At 73.6% G+C, this 15528-nt stretch carries 22 protein-coding genes and 2 tRNA genes; 12 read left to right on the forward strand and 12 right to left on the reverse strand.

The window, feature by feature from the left end:
* Positions 1-3: 3 nt before the first annotated feature.
* Genes ACI6PP_RS14165 through mobA form a run of 7 tightly spaced genes read right to left on the reverse strand, consistent with a single transcriptional unit; the run spans position 4 to position 4821 of the window.
* Complete coding sequence (locus tag ACI6PP_RS14165) at positions 4-570, reverse strand: GNAT family N-acetyltransferase (RefSeq protein ID WP_421112247.1); 567 nt, start codon at positions 568-570, stop codon at positions 4-6.
* A gap of 4 nt (positions 571-574) precedes the next feature.
* Positions 575-1456, reverse strand: coding sequence for an aldose epimerase family protein (locus tag ACI6PP_RS14170; RefSeq protein ID WP_421112248.1), 882 nt, complete (start codon positions 1454-1456; stop codon positions 575-577).
* Positions 1453-2313, reverse strand: a complete 861-nt coding sequence (locus ACI6PP_RS14175; RefSeq protein WP_421112249.1) for an aldose 1-epimerase family protein — start codon at positions 2311-2313, stop codon at positions 1453-1455. The genes ACI6PP_RS14170 and ACI6PP_RS14175 overlap by 4 nt, the downstream gene beginning before the upstream one ends.
* Positions 2310-3287 carry an NAD(P)H-quinone oxidoreductase gene (locus ACI6PP_RS14180; protein ID WP_421112250.1) on the reverse strand — a complete coding sequence of 326 codons (978 nt, stop codon included), beginning with the start codon at positions 3285-3287 and terminating at the stop codon, positions 2310-2312. The genes ACI6PP_RS14175 and ACI6PP_RS14180 overlap by 4 nt, the downstream gene beginning before the upstream one ends.
* 2 nt (positions 3288-3289) lie before the next feature.
* Entirely contained in the window at positions 3290-4018 is a 729-nt protein-coding gene (locus tag ACI6PP_RS14185; RefSeq protein WP_421112251.1) for an ABC transporter permease, read from the reverse strand.
* 6 nt (positions 4019-4024) lie between these two features.
* The gene (locus ACI6PP_RS14190) at positions 4025-4267 is read right to left on the reverse strand and encodes a DUF6457 domain-containing protein (RefSeq protein WP_421112252.1); all 243 of its coding nucleotides are present in this window, start codon (positions 4265-4267) and stop codon (positions 4025-4027) included.
* Entirely contained in the window at positions 4264-4821 is a 558-nt protein-coding gene (gene mobA, locus ACI6PP_RS14195; RefSeq protein WP_421112253.1) for a molybdenum cofactor guanylyltransferase, read from the reverse strand. The genes ACI6PP_RS14190 and mobA overlap by 4 nt, the downstream gene beginning before the upstream one ends.
* 134 nt (positions 4822-4955) lie before the next feature.
* On the opposite strand from mobA, the gene ACI6PP_RS14200 reads away from it, so the two are divergent.
* The 6 genes from ACI6PP_RS14200 to ACI6PP_RS14225 all read left to right on the forward strand — a co-directional run bounded on the left by ACI6PP_RS14200 (position 4956) and on the right by ACI6PP_RS14225 (position 7949).
* Positions 4956-5750, forward strand: coding sequence for a carbon-nitrogen hydrolase family protein (locus tag ACI6PP_RS14200; protein ID WP_421112254.1), 795 nt, complete (start codon positions 4956-4958; stop codon positions 5748-5750).
* On the forward strand, positions 5747-6844 hold the full coding sequence (locus tag ACI6PP_RS14205) for a hypothetical protein (protein ID WP_421112255.1): 1098 nt from the start codon (positions 5747-5749) through the stop codon (positions 6842-6844). The genes ACI6PP_RS14200 and ACI6PP_RS14205 overlap by 4 nt, the downstream gene beginning before the upstream one ends.
* A gap of 41 nt (positions 6845-6885) precedes the next feature.
* The gene (locus ACI6PP_RS14210) at positions 6886-7107 is read left to right on the forward strand and encodes a biotin/lipoyl-binding carrier protein (protein WP_421112256.1); all 222 of its coding nucleotides are present in this window, start codon (positions 6886-6888) and stop codon (positions 7105-7107) included.
* A 58-nt stretch (positions 7108-7165) separates the two neighbouring features.
* Positions 7166-7257: transfer RNA gene (locus ACI6PP_RS14215), tRNA-Ser, on the forward strand.
* Positions 7258-7292: 35 nt separating this feature from the next.
* Positions 7293-7784 (forward strand): hypothetical protein, encoded by a 492-nt coding sequence (locus ACI6PP_RS14220; RefSeq protein WP_421112257.1) that lies wholly within the window; start codon positions 7293-7295, stop codon positions 7782-7784.
* A 75-nt stretch (positions 7785-7859) separates the two neighbouring features.
* A tRNA-Ser gene (locus tag ACI6PP_RS14225) sits at positions 7860-7949 on the forward strand.
* A 53-nt stretch (positions 7950-8002) separates the two neighbouring features.
* Here the strand turns inward: ACI6PP_RS14225 and ACI6PP_RS14230 are convergent.
* Positions 8003-8296, reverse strand: coding sequence for a DUF503 domain-containing protein (locus tag ACI6PP_RS14230; protein WP_421112258.1), 294 nt, complete (start codon positions 8294-8296; stop codon positions 8003-8005).
* A gap of 23 nt (positions 8297-8319) precedes the next feature.
* Between ACI6PP_RS14230 and ACI6PP_RS14235 the strand changes: the two genes are divergently transcribed.
* The 5 genes from ACI6PP_RS14235 to ACI6PP_RS14255 are packed head-to-tail and all read left to right on the forward strand — an operon-like array spanning position 8320 to position 10685.
* Positions 8320-9096, forward strand: a complete 777-nt coding sequence (locus tag ACI6PP_RS14235) for an isocitrate lyase/PEP mutase family protein (protein WP_421112259.1) — start codon at positions 8320-8322, stop codon at positions 9094-9096.
* A 4-nt stretch (positions 9097-9100) separates the two neighbouring features.
* On the forward strand, positions 9101-9499 hold the full coding sequence (locus ACI6PP_RS14240; protein WP_421112260.1) for a hypothetical protein: 399 nt from the start codon (positions 9101-9103) through the stop codon (positions 9497-9499).
* Positions 9500-9541: 42 nt separating this feature from the next.
* On the forward strand, positions 9542-10006 hold the full coding sequence (locus ACI6PP_RS14245; RefSeq protein WP_421112261.1) for a PPOX class F420-dependent oxidoreductase: 465 nt from the start codon (positions 9542-9544) through the stop codon (positions 10004-10006).
* The gene (locus ACI6PP_RS14250; RefSeq protein ID WP_421112262.1) at positions 10003-10383 is read left to right on the forward strand and encodes an SRPBCC family protein; all 381 of its coding nucleotides are present in this window, start codon (positions 10003-10005) and stop codon (positions 10381-10383) included. Before ACI6PP_RS14245 ends, ACI6PP_RS14250 begins: the two co-directional genes overlap by 4 nt.
* Entirely contained in the window at positions 10380-10685 is a 306-nt protein-coding gene (locus ACI6PP_RS14255) for a hypothetical protein (RefSeq protein ID WP_421112263.1), read from the forward strand. The genes ACI6PP_RS14250 and ACI6PP_RS14255 overlap by 4 nt, the downstream gene beginning before the upstream one ends.
* Positions 10686-10782: 97 nt before the next feature.
* Here the strand turns inward: ACI6PP_RS14255 and ACI6PP_RS14260 are convergent, their stop codons facing one another.
* Positions 10783-11394, reverse strand: coding sequence for a TetR/AcrR family transcriptional regulator (locus tag ACI6PP_RS14260; protein WP_421112264.1), 612 nt, complete (start codon positions 11392-11394; stop codon positions 10783-10785).
* 71 nt (positions 11395-11465) lie between these two features.
* Between ACI6PP_RS14260 and ACI6PP_RS14265 the strand changes: the two genes are divergently transcribed.
* Positions 11466-12350 (forward strand): sterol desaturase family protein, encoded by an 885-nt coding sequence (locus ACI6PP_RS14265; protein ID WP_421112265.1) that lies wholly within the window; start codon positions 11466-11468, stop codon positions 12348-12350.
* A 15-nt stretch (positions 12351-12365) separates the two neighbouring features.
* Here the strand turns inward: ACI6PP_RS14265 and ACI6PP_RS14270 are convergent, their stop codons facing one another.
* The 3 genes from ACI6PP_RS14270 to ACI6PP_RS14280 form a co-directional block, all read right to left on the reverse strand.
* Complete coding sequence (locus tag ACI6PP_RS14270) at positions 12366-13499, reverse strand: acyl-CoA dehydrogenase family protein (RefSeq protein ID WP_421112266.1); 1134 nt, start codon at positions 13497-13499, stop codon at positions 12366-12368.
* Between the two features lie 7 nt (positions 13500-13506).
* Positions 13507-14682, reverse strand: a complete 1176-nt coding sequence (locus ACI6PP_RS14275) for an acyl-CoA dehydrogenase family protein (protein WP_421112267.1) — start codon at positions 14680-14682, stop codon at positions 13507-13509.
* 133 nt (positions 14683-14815) lie between these two features.
* Positions 14816-15466, reverse strand: coding sequence for an alpha/beta fold hydrolase (locus ACI6PP_RS14280; RefSeq protein ID WP_421112268.1), 651 nt, complete (start codon positions 15464-15466; stop codon positions 14816-14818).
* Positions 15467-15528 lie beyond the last annotated feature (62 nt).

The following is a 15528-nucleotide window of genomic DNA, read 5'->3' on the forward strand; positions in this document are numbered from 1 at the left end:
GGCCTACGACGTCCGCTCGGGACCGTCCAGCCGGACCGACCAGCGCACGTCGCCCTCGCGCAGCGCGCACCCCGGGGCCATGCCGACGTGGTGCGCGACCCGCTGCGACGGGAGGTTCTGGGGGTGGATGAACGCGCACAGCTCGCGGGCGTCGAAGCCCTCCAGCCACGCGCACAGCGCGGAGACGGCCTCCGTGGCGTACCCCTGGCCCTGGTGGGCGGCGCCGACCACCCAGGCGGTCTCGACGACGCCGAAGTCGCGGTCGAGGGCGGTGGCCTGGACGGTGCCGACCGCCGTCGAGTCGCGCTTGAGCCGCACGACCCAGTTGAACCAGCCCTCCTCACCGTCGGGTGAGCTGCCGTAGACCTGGTTCATGAACCGCTCGCGCAGCTGCTGCAGCGTGGGGGGAGCCCCGCCGGTGTACCGGTAGAGGTCGGGGTCGGCGAGCAGCGGCTCCATCGACGGGGCGTCGCCGACCCTCAGCGGGTCCAGGCGCAGCCGTGCCGTGCGCATCGGCCCGACGACCGGCCACGTCCGCACGACCTCCATCCCGTCAGGGTCCTCCTCCACGGGGTCACCGTCCACGCGTTGCGCTGATCGGGGCGTCGGTCAACCCGACGCCCCACGTCGACACGTGCGCGTGCCCGGGCTGCAGCCGGGTGAGGTCGTCGCCGGTGTTCAGCGCGCCGGTGGGGCACGAGTAGGGCTCGATCGCCAGGGCGCTGCGGTCGGGCGGGGTGTACAGCTGCAGCCACGGCAGGCTCGTGCCCCACCACAGCCGCAGGTCGCCGAAGCCCATCCACGCGCGGTCCTGGTCGTCGCGCGGGGTGCCGTCGAACGCGTCGTCGAGGACGAGGTCGCCGAGGGGCCGCGGCGTCGCGAAGTCGTGCGCCGAGCCGGGCACCGGGACGCGTCCGGCGGGCAGCAGCCGGTCGTCCAGCACGAGCCGCTCGGTGGCGGGCAGCCACAGCGGCGTCTCGTCGATGGGGTCGGGGCTGGTGAAGTACGGGTGGAACCCGACGCCCCACGGCAGCACCGAGTCGCCGAGGTTGAACGCCTCGAGCAGCACCGACAGGCCGTCGGCCGAGAGCGTGTACGACAGCTGCAGGCCGAGACGGAACGGCCAGCCGGGGGCGTCCTCCACCCGGACGCCGAGCGTCGCCCAGTCCGTCCCGCTGACGGCCACGTGCCACTCGCGGTCGTCGACGAGCCCGTGCAGCGCCACCTGGGAGTCGGCGTCGTCGATGCGGAGCCGGTGGGTCTCTCCCTCCCAGGTGTAGGTGCCGCGGTCGACGCGGCCGGGCCACGGCGCCAGCAGGTCGCCGGCGTACGGCAGGTGCTCGCCCGGTCGGCTGCGGCGCAGCACCAGGTCGCGTCCGTCGTGGGTCAGCGCGGCGAGCGCCGCGCCGTGCGGGTCGATCACGGCCTGCCACGGCCCGGACGCGAGGGTGATCACGACACCCCGAGCCCCCACGAGCCGCGGTGAGACCCGCCCGGCTGGAGCACGACGAGGTCGGCGCCGCTGCGCAGCGCGTCGGGCCCGCAGGTCTGCGGCTCGACCGCGAAGCAGGTGCGGTCGGGCGAGGTGAACACCTGGAGCCACCCGTAGACCGGCTCCCACCACAGGCGCAGGTCGCCCACGTGGGCGGCGTGGTTGCCGTCGTCGCGGACGTCGAGCTCGGTGAACGCGGTGTCCAGCTCGACGCCGCCGAGCCGTCGCGGTGTGCGGAAGTCGTACGGCGTGCCGCCCACGTCGTGCTCGTCGACGGGCAGCAGCCGGTCGGGGGTGACCTCGACGTAGCGCGAGGCGCCGAGGTCGAGCTCGACGTCGTCGGCCACGCCGCCGGGCACGAGGTAGGGGTGGAACCCGGCCCCGTAAGGGGCGGGCACGTCGCCGGTGTTGGTGGTCTCGAGCGTGACGGTCAGGCCGTCGTCGCCGAGCGCGTAGGCGATGGACGTCGCGAGCCGGAACGGGTAGCCGTCCTGGGGCGGCACCTCGCAGGTGAGCCGCACCGACGACGCGTCCTGCTCGGCGACGTCCCAGACGGTGTCGAGCACCAGTCCGTGCAGGGCGTTGTGCCGCTCGGGCTCGTTCAGGGCCAGCTGGTGCTCCCGGCCGGCGAACGACCAGCGGCCGTCGGCCACGCGGTTGGGCCACGGGACGAGGACGTCGCCGCGGAAGCGCATCTCCGACGGGCCCTCGCGGTCGACGACGAGCGCGCGGTCGCCCTTCAGCAGCCGGACGAGCGCACCGCCGCGGGGGTCCACCGCCGCGCGGTGAGGGCCGGCGGCGATCTCGAGGTAGGTGCTCACGGGACGAGCAGCACCTTGCCGGTGTGCGACGACTCGTCCAGGATCCGGTGCGCGTCGGCGACGTCGGCCAGCGGCACGGTGGTGTGGATGATCGGGCGGACGGTGCCGTCGTCGACGAGCGGCCACACGTTCTCGACCATGCTGCCGATGATCAGCGCCTTCTCCTCGGGTGGACGCGCCCGCAGCGACGCCGCCATCACGGCGGCGCGCTTGCCGAGGAGCTTGCCGAGGTCGAGCTCGCCCTTGGTGCCGCCCTGCATGCCGATGACGACCAGACGGCCCGCGGTGGCGAGGGTGTCGACGTTGCGGCCGAGGTACTTCGCGCCCATGTTGTCGAGGATGACGTCGGCACCGCGACCGTCGGTGGCGGCCTTGACCTCCTCGACGAAGTCCTGCTCCCGGTAGTTGACCAGGACGTCGGCGCCGAGGTCGCGGCAGAAGTCCAGCTTGGCCTGCGACCCGGCGGTGACGGCGACCTTCGCGCCGAGCGCGTGGGCCAGCTGGACGGCGATCGTGCCGATCCCGCTGCCCCCGCCGTGGACGAGGAGCGTCTCGTCGCGCTGCAGCGCGGCGGTCATGAACACGTTGGCCCAGACCGTGGCCGTGACCTCGACCAGGCCGCCGGCGTCGACGAGCGAGACGCCCTGCGGCACCCGCGCGACCTGGCCGACCGGGACGTTCACCTTCTCGGCGTACCCGCCGCCGCTGAGCAGCGCGCACACCTCGTCGCCGACGGCGAACGCGTCGACGCCCTCGCCGACCGCCGAGACCGTGCCGGAGCACTCGAGCCCCAGCACATGGGTGGCGCCCTTCGGCGGGTCGTAGGCGCCCTGCCGCTGCATGACGTCGGCGCGGTTGACGCCGGCCGCGGCGACGTCGATCAGCACCTCCCCGGGACCCGCGACGGGGTCGTCCAGCTCGGTCACGACGAGGGCGTCTGGTCCGCCCGGTTCCTCCACGATGACGGCACGCATGCTCACACCGTACGCCGGGCCAGCACCTCGAGCGTGAGCACCATCGCGACGGCCTGGGCGGCCAGGATGCCCACCAGCACGACGATCTGGGCGGCGCCCGCCTGCACCGGCGAGCCCCCGCCCAGCAGCACGCCGACGAACGCCCCGGGCAGCGTCACCAGGCCGACGGTGCGCGTCTGGTCGATGCCGGGCAGCAGCGCCTGGGACGCGAGCGGGCGCGTCAGCATCAGCGCCGCGTCGCGGGCGGGCAGCCCGATGGACAGGGCCGCCTCGTGCTCGCCGCGCCGGTCGACCAGGGTGGCGACGGCGAGCCTGCCGAGCTGGGAGGTGCCCGTCATCGCGCCGCCGATGACGATGCCCGAGACGGGCAGGACGGCCGCCGGGTGCCACGGGACGGCGCCCGTCAGCGCCACCACGCCCAGCACGGGCGCCACCCCGCACGCGATGGGCAGCACGGCCCACCAGGCGCGCGGGCCGTCGCCGCCGATGCGCCCGGCGGCGGTGAAGCCCGCGACGGCGAGCATGAGCAGCACGAAGCCCGCCGTCCACCAGCCCGACGCCAGGACGAACGCGAGCACCGACGACACCACGGCCAGCTGCACGACCGCGCGCCCCGACGCCCACGCCATGTCGCGGGCGCTGCCGAGCCGTCCCACCCAGGCGACGCCGACCGCGATCGCCACGAGCAGGACGACGGCCGCGGCCAGCGACCACGGGCTCGTGGAGACCACGGCGGCTCAGTCCTCGGAGGGCCAGGCGGCCACGAGCTCGAGCACCTCGGCGGTGACGGCGTCGACGTCGGCAGCCGTGCCGCCACGCTGCGCCGCCGCGTACCCGATCAGGAAGGCGGTGACCGGCGCGGCCGGACGCTCGACGGCGTGCGCGACGTCGCGGGTGGCGTCCAGGAGGCCCTTGAGGTCGACGGGCGTCTCGATGCCGAGGGCGTCGCGGACGTGGTCGGTCCAGGTGGGCAGGCTCATGGCTGGGACGGTACGTCCTGCGGCTCGTCGACGTCGCGGGCCTCGTCGCCGACGGCGGGCACGAGCACCACGCGCAGCGGCGCGAGCAGCGACCTCATCGACCCGCCGGCCCAGGAGTCGCGCCGAGACGCCACCTCACCGAGCCGCGCGGTCTCGACCACGGTGCACAGGTGCTGGACGCGTCCGGCCGCGTCCACCAGCGACGACGGACGGTGCTGCGCGGCGTCCAGGAGCCGCTGCACCGTGGCCGGGGTGACGTGCGGCAGGTCGGCGGCGAGCAGCACGACGCGGCGGGCCGTCAGGTGGGGGAGCGCGGCCACGACGGCCTGCGCGGGCCCCGACCCGGGCGGGTGCTCGCGCACCCACGTGACGTCGCGGTCGTCCGCCAGCGGACGCTCCTCGCCCACCACGACGACGCGGCCGGCGCCCTCGCACGCGGCGAGCACGCGGTCGAGGAGCGTCACCCCGTCGACCACCACGCGGGTCTTGTCCGACCCGAACCGCCGCGCCGCCCCGCCTGCGAGCACCACCGCGTCGAACCCGTCCTCGCTCACCCCGCCCACCCTAGGGCCGCTCCTCCCGCCCGTTGACTTCCGCGTCAGTGACCTGTGGGGCACGCCGACAGGTGACTCAGGCGGAACTCAACGGGCGGGGTGGGCCGGGGACGCGGGGCTGGCACCATGGGCGGGTGCACGTCGCCCTGATCCAGATGAGCGCGACGACCGACTCGGGACGCAACGCCGAGCTGGTCGCCGCGGCCCTCGACGACCTCGAGCCCGGGCTCGACCTCGTCGTGCTCCCGGAGGCGTCCATGCACGACTTCGGCGACGCCGACCACGACCTCGCCGCCGCGGCCGAGCCGCTCGACGGCCCGTACGCCCGGCTGCTCGGCGAGCACGCCGCCCGACTCGGCGCCACGATCGTCGCCGGGACCTTCGAGCGGGTCGAGGGCGAGGACCGTCCGTTCAACACCCTGCAGGTCCACGGCCCCGACGGACGGCTCGCCGCCACCTACCGCAAGTGCCACCTCTACGACTCGTTCGGCTACCGGGAGTCCGACCGGCTCCTCGCGGGGCAGACCGACCCCGTCGTGGTCGACGTCGCGGGCCGCCGCGTGGGCCTGATGACCTGCTACGACCTGCGGTTCCCCGAGCAGGCGCGCCAGCTGGTCGACGCCGGCGCCGACGTCCTGTGCGTCCCGTCCGCGTGGGTGCGCGGGCCGCTCAAGGAGGACCACTGGGAGACGCTCGTGCGCGCCCGCGCGATCGAGAACACCGTCGACGTGCTCGCCGTCGGCCAGTGCGGACGCACCTACGTCGGTCGCACGATGGCCGTCGACCCGCTCGGCGTCGTGGTCGCGTCGGCGGGCGAGGCACCGGCCACCGTCCGCGCCACCCTGTCGGCCGAGCGCCTCGAGCAGGCCCGCAGCACCAACCCGTCGCTGCGCAACCGTCGCCTCCCCGCCGGCGGTGACGGGCGGTGAGCCACGAGACGCCCGTGTCCGGCGGCCGTCGACGTGCGGCACAGGCCCCGGGGAGCCGTCGTCGCGAGTCGACGACGCTCGGCTACCTGCCGCCGGTCCGCGAGCCGCGGTTCTCGCCCACGGTGGTGCGCCGCTCGTCGGTCACCACCTGCGTCGTGCTGTTCGTGCTGGGCTCGCTCGCGGCCTCGACGGCCGTCGTCGCGACGCCGCTGCCCGACTGGGTGAGCCGCGCGGGCGCCGTCGTGCTCGTCAACCTCTACGCCGTCGTCCTGACGTACCGCGCCGGTGGGCGCCTGGCCGTCTGGCCGCCCCTGGTGGTGGTGCTGACGGTGCTGACGCTCGTCACCGACCTCGCCTGGGCGCTGTCGATGCTGGCCGTGGTGACCGGTGTGCTCGCCGCGGTCCTGGCGGTGGTGATCACCAGACCCGCGGTGCGCACCTCCCGCGTGGTCGGGGAGTTCGCGATCGCCGTCGTCATCGGCCTGTCCGGCGGGCTCGCCGTCGCCGCCTGGAACGCGCCCGTCGTCTACCAGCGGTTCAACCTGCTCGTGCTCGCGCTGTCGCTGGTGCTGACGTTCGCGATCGTGTGGAGCCTCGGTGCCGGCCTGCACGGCCTCGGCCAGCGCGGCTTCGTGCTCATCGTGGGCGGCGCGCTGCTCATGACGCTGGTGCTCGCCTACAGCAGCGCGGTCCGCGCGTACGGGTCGCCGGTGGTCGTCGACTCCCTCGACTCCTCGTTCGCCTGGCTGCGCGACACCATCGGCGGGGTGCCGCGGCCGGCGCAGTTCCTGCTCGGGCTGCCCGCCCTGGTGTGGGGCATCGGCACGCGCGCCGACCGCCGTCAGGGCTGGTGGATGTGCGCGTTCGGCGTCGTCGGCACCGCGACGATGACCACCCAGTTGGTGTCCACCGACGCGATGCCCGTCTACATCGGCCTGTCCGAGCTCTACTCGATCGTGCTCGGACTGCTCATCGGCCTGCTCGTGCGCCGGCTCGACCCCGGCACCCGCGGCGCGAGCGGTGCCCGCGCGCGCCGCGACACCCCCGAGACCGTCGTCCGCCCCGAGCCGGAGCGCACTCGACCCCTGAAGTAGGCGTGGACCATGATGGAGGTCCACCCCCGGAGAGGACACCCATGGCGCAGGAGACGCAGATCGTGGCCGAGATGGTCGCGAACGTGTGGAAGATCGTCGCCGAGGAGGGCCAGGCCCTGTCCGCGGGCGACACCGTGGTCATCCTCGAGTCGATGAAGATGGAGATCCCGGTGCTCGCCGAGCAGGACGGCACCGTCACCGCCGTGCGCGTGCACGAGGGCGACGTCGTCCAGGAGGGCGACGTGCTGGCCGTCCTGGCCTGACGCTCGCCGCGGCCGGGTGCGAGGATGGGTGCCCGGCTCGGGCACTCGTCCGCGCCGTGGAGGGGTGCCGGAGTGGCCGATCGGAACCGCCTTGAAAGCGGTCGCTGGCAGTGATGTCAGCCGCGGGTTCGAATCCCGCCCCCTCTGCCAGACCAGCCACCGGTGACCAGGGGATCGAGGAGCAGATGAGTGGAGCGTCCGCGCCGGCGCCGGTGCCGGCGACCGTCTACCGCCTCCACCGGGCCCACGCGATCCGCCTGTTCGGGCTGCGGATGCTCCTCGCCGCCGCGCTCGTGGTCGTCGCGGCGATCGTCCTCGGGATCTCGGACGGGTCGGGCGCGCTGCGCGTCGTCGGCTACGTGCTCGCGGCCCTCGTCGTGGTCGCCGTGCTCGGGGCCGTGCTCGTGCTCGCGCGTCCGCCCGTCGTCGTGCGCCTCGACGCCGCCGGCTACCGCGTCCGGCGCGTCCCGGACTGCGGCGTCCAGGCGGCCCCGTGGGCGGCGGTCGCCGACGTCACCACCGGTGCCGACGAGCTCGGCCGCACCATGGAGGTCGAGCTGACCGACGGCGGGCACACCACCGTCCCGCTCGTGCTCGTCGCCAAGGACGCGCGCCGCCTGCTGCTCGAGGTGCGCGAGCGCCTCGACGCCGCGCACGGCTACCGGCCGCTGTCGTAGGGCTCCCGATTCGCCGCCGCCCCGGGCGACCTAGTAGCCTGCTCTGGCCGCTGTCCCCGCCACGGGATCCGGCGAGGAGGTGTCGCATAGTGGCCTAGTGCGCCCGCCTGCTAAGCGGGTTGAGGATGAAACCTCTCGCGAGTTCAAATCTCGCCACCTCCGCCACCAGCAGCACGCACGGCCCGCGACCACCGGTCGCGGGCCGTCTGCGTGCCGCGTCAGTCGTCGCTGGTACGGACGTCGCGGTGCGCGGCGAGCAGCTCGACCTCGGGGCGGCCGGCGACGAACCGCTCCACCGCGTCCAGCACGTCGACCACGTGGGACCGGTCGGCGGCCACCAGTGCGACGCCGACGCCCGCGCGGCGGTGCAGGTCGAGGTGGTCGGTCTCGGCCGAGGCGACGTCGAACCGCCGGCGCAGCTCGCGCACCAGGGGCTTGACCACCGCGCGCTTGTGCTTGAGGGAGTGCACGTCGCCGAGCAGCAGGTCCGTCTCCAAGGTGCCGATCCACACGGGGTCACCCTAGGGTCGGCGACATGACCACTTCGGAGAACGCCACCACCCTGCTCGGGCTCCACACCGCCCCCGAGCTGCTCACCGTCGTCAACGTCTGGGACGCGATCACCGCGAAGGTAGCCACCGACGTCCAGGGCACGAGGGCGCTGGCCACCGCGAGCCACTCGATCGCCGCGTCCTACGGCTACGAGGACGGCGAGAACATCCCCGTCGACCTGATGATCGAGGCCGTCGGCCGCATCGTGGGCGCCACGTCGCTGCCCGTCAGCGCCGACCTCGAGTCGGGCTACGGCGACCCCGCCGGGACCACGCGCAAGGCCGTCGGCGTGGGCGTCGTGGGCGCCAACCTCGAGGACCAGATGAAGCCCCTGGCCGAGTCCGTCGCGGCGGTCGAGGCCGTGCTCGAGGCGGCCCGCGCCGAGGGCGTCCCCGACTTCGTGCTCAACGCCCGCACCGACGCCTTCGTCAAGGGCGGCGACCGCGACCCGGCCGACGTCCTCGCCGACGCCGTCGAGCGCGGCAAGGCCTACCTCGCCGCGGGAGCGCCGGTCGTGTTCGTGCCGGGCAAGCTCGACGAGGACCAGATCAGGACGCTCGTCGACGCGTTCGGGCCGCAGAAGCTGACCACGATCGCCGTCCCCGGGTCGGTGCCGCTGGCCCGCCAGGCCGAGCTCGGCGTCGCGCGCGTCTCGTACGGCCCGTGGTCGCAGCGCGTCGCGCTGACCGCGTACGAGGACCTCGTCATCGACGTCAACGCCGGCGGCGGCCTCCCCGAGGGCACCCGCCCGCTGAACTGATCCCATGACGCAGCAGACGGCCCACCGACGTCGTCCGACCATCGCGGTCGTGACGGCGGGGTGGGCCCTGCTCTTCGGGCTGGTGCACCTGGTGTGGGCGGCCGGCTGGACCGTCGGTCTCGGCCCGGAGGCCGACGGCGGCTTCTCGGGCTGGTTCCTGGCCTACGACCTCGTCGCGGCCGCGGGCTGCCTCGTCGCGGCCTGGTGGGCGTGGAGGCCGTGGGTGCCGGGGGTCGCGCTGGCCGCGTTCGTCCTGGTGGTGCGGGCGGTGATCGGTGTGGGTCAGGCTGCCGCCGACGTCGGGCTGGGCAAGGACGTGCTCACCCCGACCTCCTGGGTGGAGGTGGTGTTCGTCGTCGGCGCCGTGCTCTTCGTGCTGCGCCTGCGGGCCGCCCGCCGCTGACCCGAGTTGCCCGGGCTCCGGTCGCCGGGCACGCTCGGGACCATGGCCACCATCGCGACCGCCGACCGGGTGGAGCTCGACGAGCTCCTCGACTTCGTCCGTCCTCGCCACAAGGCGACGTTCGTGACCACGCGCAAGGACGGGCGGCCGCAGATGTCGCCGGTGTCGTGCGGCGTCGACGCCGAGGGCCGCGTGGTGATCTCGACCTACCCCCAGCGCGCCAAGGCGTCCAACGCGCGGCGCGACCCGCGCGTCTCGCTGGTCATCCACTCCGACGACTGGGACGGCCCGTACGTCCAGCTCGACGGCACCGCCGAGGTGCTCGACATGCCCGACGCGGTCGAGCCGCTGGTGGAGTACTTCCGCTCCATCTCCGGCGAGCACCCCGACTGGGACGAGTACCGCGAGGCGATGGCCAGGCAGAACAAGTCGCTGATCCGCGTGACGATCGACCGCTGGGGTCCGATCGCCACCGGGGGATTCCCGCCGGAGAACGCCCCCTCATGAGGTGGACCGTCGCCGAGGCCGGCCCGGCCGACCCCGACGACGCCTGGGAGAAGTACGCCGACCCCGACCGCTGGGCCGAGTGGTCGCCGCAGGTTCGCTCGGTCGAGTCGTCCGCGCCGCGCCTGACCGCCGGCATGACGGGCGTCGTCCAGGGACCCCCGCTGGTCCGGGTGCCGTTCACCGTCGAGGCCGTCGACGAGGCCGCCCGCACGTGGGCGTGGCGCGTCAAGGTCGGCCCCTTCAAGGTCAGGCTGCGCCACGAGCTGCTCGCCAGCGCCGAGGGCACCGTCGCGACCCTGACGCTCGACGGCCCGGCCCCGTTCGTCCTCCCCTACGCGCAGCTGGCCCGAGTGGCGCTCGTGCGCCTCGTCGCGTGACCGCGACCCACGGCGGACCCACGTCCCTGCACTGGTGGATGGCCGACCGCACCCACGACGGCGACGGCCGCGCACCCTGGGTGCTCGGCCAGTTCCCCAACGGCGCGATCTGGGTCTTCGTCGCTGCCACCGTCCTGCGCTGGACGCCCTGGGACGCGATCGACACCGAGCTGCGCTACGTGGGCCGCGGCGCCCTGATCGTCTGGGGCCTCGACGAGCTCACCCGCGGCCACAGCCCGCTCCGCCGCCTCCTGGGCGCCCTGGTGCTCGGCTGGCAGCTGGTGGCGCTCCTGACCACCTGACCCGTCCCCGGCCCACCTCCCCCGCTCCGGCCCACCCCCCCGTCCGCGATCTGAAGCCTTTGCGGGGTTAAGAGGGGGTCTTAACCCCGCAAAGGCTTCAGATCGCGGACGGGGGAGACGCGGAGACGGCGGAGATGAGGCGGACGGCGCGCTGCACCATGTCGTCGGCCGACTCGCCGGGGTGGTCGAGCCACCAGTCGACGAGGGCGTCGACGATGCGCAGCCAGACGACCGTCATCGCGTCGCGGTCGAGGGCGTCGGTGACGCCGGCCAGCGTGAGCATCTCGCCCACGCCGTCACGGGCGAGGTCGACGATGCGTCCCTGGTACGCCTGCCGTGCCTCGCGGGTCGGCCCGTCGGTGGGTGCGGACGCGTCGAAGATCAGCCGCCAGGTGTACGGCCTGGGCTCGAGGGTGCCGAAGACGGCGGCCAGCGTCAGCAGGCCGCGCTCGAGCCCGACGCTCGGCCCGCGGGCGACGTGCTCCATCGCCTCGACGAGGGTGCCGGTGGCCCGGCGCAGGCACGCGGCGAACAGCGCGTCCTTGGCGCCGAAGTACTGGTAGACCAGCGGCTTGGAGATCCCCGCCTCGCGGGCGACGACGTCGACGGACGTGGCCGCGTAGCCGTCGGTGCCGAACCGTCGGTCGGCGGCGTCGAGGATCTGCGCCTCGCGGTCGGCGCGGGGCACGCCCTTGGTCCCGGTCGGCATGCGTCGGACCCTACCGCCTGAACTGACCTCGTGGTAACTTACCCGGCAGTCAGTTGGACGGAGGAGGACCCGTGGGATCGTTCTGGGACCCGTTGCAGAACCCGACGCTGTTCGCGGCGCCGTTCTTCCTGCTCTTCATCGGCATCGAGCTGGCCGCGTACCGGTTCCTCGAGACCGACGAGGGCGAGCGCGGCTACGACGCCCGCGACGCGCGCACGTCGCTGCTGATGGGCCTGGGCTCGGTGGTCTTCCTGACCGCGTTCAAGCTCGCGACGCTCGTCGTCTTCGTCGCCGTGAGCGTGCACCTGGCGCCGTGGCACCTGCCCACCGACACCTGGTGGTACTGGGTGCTGCTGATGGTGGTCATCGACCTGGCCTACTACTGCAACCACCGCTTCGTGCACCGCGTGCGCATCGGCTGGGCCGCCCACCAGGCGCACCACTCGAGCGAGTTCTTCAACTTCACCACCGCGCTGCGCCAGAAGTGGAACCCGTGGAGCGAGTTCCTCTTCTGGCTGCCGTTCCCGCTGCTCGGCTTCGCGCCGTGGACGCTCTACGTGGCGTTCTCGTTCAACCTGATCTACCAGTTCTTCGTGCACACCGAGCGCATCGACAAGCTGCCGCGTCCGGTCGAGTACGTGCTGAACACGCCGTCGCACCACCGCGTCCACCACGGCAGCGACCCGCTCTACCTCGACCGCAACTACGCCGGCATCCTCATCGTCTGGGACCGGATGTTCGGTTCGTTCCAGCCCGAGGTGCACCGCCCGACGTACGGGCTGCTGAAGGTGGTCGACACCTACAACCCGCTGAGGCTCGAGTACGGCGAGTACGTCCAGATGGTGCGCGACGTCCGCTCGACGCCGCGCTGGCGCGACAAGCTCGGCTACGTCTTCGCGCCGCCGGGCTGGAAGCCGGAGGGCACCGGCGACGCCGCGGACGTGTCCGCCCGCTGACGCCGCCGGGTGCCGTCAGGCCAGCGGGTCGACGGTGCCGTGGTCGCCGACGGACGCGGCGAGGCGTCCGAGGTGGAACCGGCGGTCGCCGAGCGCGTGCTCGAGCGCGGTCAGGTGGCTCATGTAGTGGCCGACGGAGTACTCCGCGGTCATCGCGATGCCGCCGTGCAGCTGGATCGCCTCCTGGCCGATGTGACGCCCGGCGCGACCGACCTGGAACCCGGTGCGGGCCGCGGCCTCGCGGGGGTCGGTGCCGGAGTCGAGCACGAGCAGCGCCCACGACGCGATGCTGCGTGCCAGCTCGAGCGACACGTACATGTCGGCCGCGCGGAACGTCAGCGCCTGGAACTTGTTGAGCGTGACGCCGAACTGCTTGCGCGTCGTCAGGTAGGCCGTGGTGGTGTCGAGCGCGACCTGCATCGCGCCGACGGCCTCCTGCCCGCGGATGATGATCGCGCGGGCCTGGGCCACCTCGAGGTCGGCCGCACGGTCGACGTCGGCCGCACCCAGCGGGGTGCCGACGGCACCGTCGAGGACGACCTGCGCCGCGCGTCCGCCGTCGTGGAGGGCGTAGCCGGTGCGGGTGACGCCGTCCGTGGTCGGGTCGACCACGAACAGTCCGGTGCCGGCCGGCGTGGCGGCGCTGACGATCAGCAGGTCGGCGCGCGCGCCGTGGGCGACGGGCTCCTTGGTGCCGCTCAGACGCCACTGGCCACCGTCCTCGCGGGCGGTGACGGCGCGTGCGACCGGCTCCCACCGGCCCCCGGGCTCGGTGTGCGCGAGGACGGGGATCAGCGTGCCCTCGGACAGCGGCCCGATGATCGCGGCCTTCTGCTCGGCGGTGCCGAGGTCGGCGACGAGGCCGCCGGCGACGACGACCGCCTCGACGAACGGCTCGGGCGCGATGACGCGACCGATCTCCTCGGCCACCAGGCCGACCTCGACCGGGCCTGCGCCCATGCCGCCGTCGGCCTCGGAGAAGGGCAGCCCGAGGACGCCCATCTCGGCCAGCTGGGCCCAGACGCCGGAGTCGAAGCCGGGCTCGTCGGAGACGACGGCGCGGCGACGCTCGGGGTCGTAGGCCTTGGTCAGCAGCCCGCGGACCGCGTCTCGCAGGGCCTTCTGCTCGGAGTCGTAGGTGAAGTCCATGGCTTCCTCACAGTCCCAGGATCGACGAGGCGATGATGCTGCGCTGGACCTCGTTCGACCCGCCGTAGATCGAGGCCTTGCGGTAGTTCAGGTACTGCGGCGTCGCGACGCGCGCCCAGTGGGGCACGTCCGAGCCGTCGGGGGCGCCGGAGGCCAGCGAGGCCGGGCCGGCGACGTCGACGACGAGCTCGGTGACGGCCTGCTGCAGCTCGGTGCCCTTGAGCTTGAGCACCGACGACGCCGGGTGCGGCTTGTCGCCGGCGGAGTTGGCCGCGACGCGCAGCGCCGTCAGCTCGAGCGCGAGCACCTCGTTCTCCAGCTCGGCGAACCGGGCGGCGAGCAGCGGGTCCTCGAGCAGCGTGCCGCCGTCGGGCAGCTTCTCCTGGGCCCGCTCCTTGGCCTGCGCCAGGAGGCGCTTGGTGGAGGCCACCGGGGCGACGCCCACGCGCTCGTTGCCGAGCAGGAACTTGGCGTACGTCCAGCCCTTGTTCTCCTCGCCGACGAGCTGGTCGGCCGGGACGCGGACGTCCTCGAACCAGACCTCGTTGACCTCGACGCCGCCGTCGATCAGCTCGATCGGACGGACGGTGACGCCGGGCGACGTCATGTCGATGAGCAGGAACGAGATGCCCTGCTGGCGCTTGGGGGCGTCGGGGTCGGTGCGGACCAGGCAGAAGATCCAGTCGCCGTACTGGCCGAGCGTGGTCCAGGTCTTTTGGCCGTTGACGACCCACTCGTCGCCGTCGCGGACCGCCGACGTGCGCAGCGACGCGAGGTCGGAGCCGGCGTCGGGCTCGGAGAAGCCCTGCGACCACCAGATGTCGAGGTTCGCCGTCGGGGCCAGGAAGCGCTCCTTGAGCTCGGCGGAGCCGAAGGTGGCGATGACCGGGCCGACCATGTTGGTGTTGAACGACAGCGGCGGCGGCACGCAGGCCTGCAGCATCTCCTCGTGCCAGAGGTGCTTCTGGAGCTGGGTCCAGCCCTTGCCGCCCCACTCGGCGGGCCAGTGCGGCACGGCCAGACCGGCGGCGTTCAGCACGCGCTGCGCCTCGACGATCTGGTCCTTGCTCAGCTCGCGGCGCTCCGCGACCGCGTCACGGATCTCCTGCGGGACCTGGGTGGTGAAGAACGTCCGCATCTCCTCGCGGAACGCGGCGTCCTCCGGGGACAGCTGCAACCTCATAAGTGCCTCCAGCACACGACGACGTCACCACCGTTGTACCACGGTGACTAAGCGGTCGCTTAGTTGCTGTGGCCCCCGTCACCCTCGAGCTGTCGGTGCGTGGTGATGCCCGGGCATCCCAGCCACCGACAGGTCAGGAGGCGAGGTAGCCCTCCAGGCGGTCGGCGACCCCGGACGGGTCGGCGATGAACATGGTGTGGCCGCCGTCGATCTCGTCGGGGTCGGTCCCGAGCCGCTCGCGCACGACGCGGCGCATGAAGTCGAGCGGGAAGACGCGGTCGTCGCGGCCGACCAGGACGCGGGTGGGCACGTCGGGCCACGTGTCCAGGGGCCAGGGCTCGAGCGACGTCTGCGAGAGCTGGTCGCGTCCGGCGGCGAGCGCGGCCTCGGCGACGGACCGTGGCACGCCGTTGTAGAACGTCTCGATCGGGTCGCCGGACAGGTCGGCGTCGTGGCCGGTGGCCGCCCACCAGTCGCCAGGGGTCTCGCCGGGACGCGGGACCATCGCCGCGAGCATGACCAGCGCGGTCGCGCGGTCGCCGAGGCGGGCGCACACCAGCGGGCCGACGAAGCCTCCCCACGAGTGGGCGACCACGAGGACGTCGTCGGCGCCCTCGGTGCGCTCGACGACGGCGTCCGCGAGGGCCCACAGGTCGGCCTCGGGCCGGTCGAACGGCAGGTCGACCGCCGACGTCGTGTGCCCGCGGGCCTGCAGCTCGGCGGCGAGGAGGTCGAAGGCGGAGCCGGAGTCGCCCCCGCCGTGGACCAGCGCGATGTGCGTCATCGTCCGATCATGCCCCCTGACGCACGAGTTGTCGGTGCCTCACAGGGCCATGACCCTGTGAG

Source organism: Solicola agrisoli, from assembly GCF_049059935.1.
Lineage (GTDB): Bacteria > Actinomycetota > Actinomycetes > Propionibacteriales > Nocardioidaceae > JAURVT01.

Bases quoted from the DNA above. Each gene is read 5' to 3' on its own strand.
- ACI6PP_RS14180 (WP_421112250.1), bottom strand. From the start codon at position 3,287: ATGCGTGCCGTCATCGTGGAGGAACCGGGCGGACCAGACGCCCTCGTC.
- ACI6PP_RS14190 (WP_421112252.1), bottom strand. From the start codon at position 4,267: ATGAGCCTGCCCACCTGGACCGACCACGTCCGCGACGCCCTCGGCATC.
- ACI6PP_RS14210 (WP_421112256.1), top strand. From the start codon at position 6,886: ATGGCGCAGGAGACGCAGATCGTGGCCGAGATGGTCGCGAACGTGTGG.
- ACI6PP_RS14220 (WP_421112257.1), top strand. From the start codon at position 7,293: ATGAGTGGAGCGTCCGCGCCGGCGCCGGTGCCGGCGACCGTCTACCGC.
- ACI6PP_RS14235 (WP_421112259.1), top strand. From the start codon at position 8,320: ATGACCACTTCGGAGAACGCCACCACCCTGCTCGGGCTCCACACCGCC.
- ACI6PP_RS14240 (WP_421112260.1), top strand. From the start codon at position 9,101: ATGACGCAGCAGACGGCCCACCGACGTCGTCCGACCATCGCGGTCGTG.
- ACI6PP_RS14245 (WP_421112261.1), top strand. From the start codon at position 9,542: ATGGCCACCATCGCGACCGCCGACCGGGTGGAGCTCGACGAGCTCCTC.
- ACI6PP_RS14250 (WP_421112262.1), top strand. From the start codon at position 10,003: ATGAGGTGGACCGTCGCCGAGGCCGGCCCGGCCGACCCCGACGACGCC.
- ACI6PP_RS14260 (WP_421112264.1), bottom strand. From the start codon at position 11,394: ATGCCGACCGGGACCAAGGGCGTGCCCCGCGCCGACCGCGAGGCGCAG.
- ACI6PP_RS14270 (WP_421112266.1), bottom strand. From the start codon at position 13,499: ATGGACTTCACCTACGACTCCGAGCAGAAGGCCCTGCGAGACGCGGTC.
- ACI6PP_RS14275 (WP_421112267.1), bottom strand. From the start codon at position 14,682: ATGAGGTTGCAGCTGTCCCCGGAGGACGCCGCGTTCCGCGAGGAGATG.
- ACI6PP_RS14280 (WP_421112268.1), bottom strand. From the start codon at position 15,466: ATGACGCACATCGCGCTGGTCCACGGCGGGGGCGACTCCGGCTCCGCC.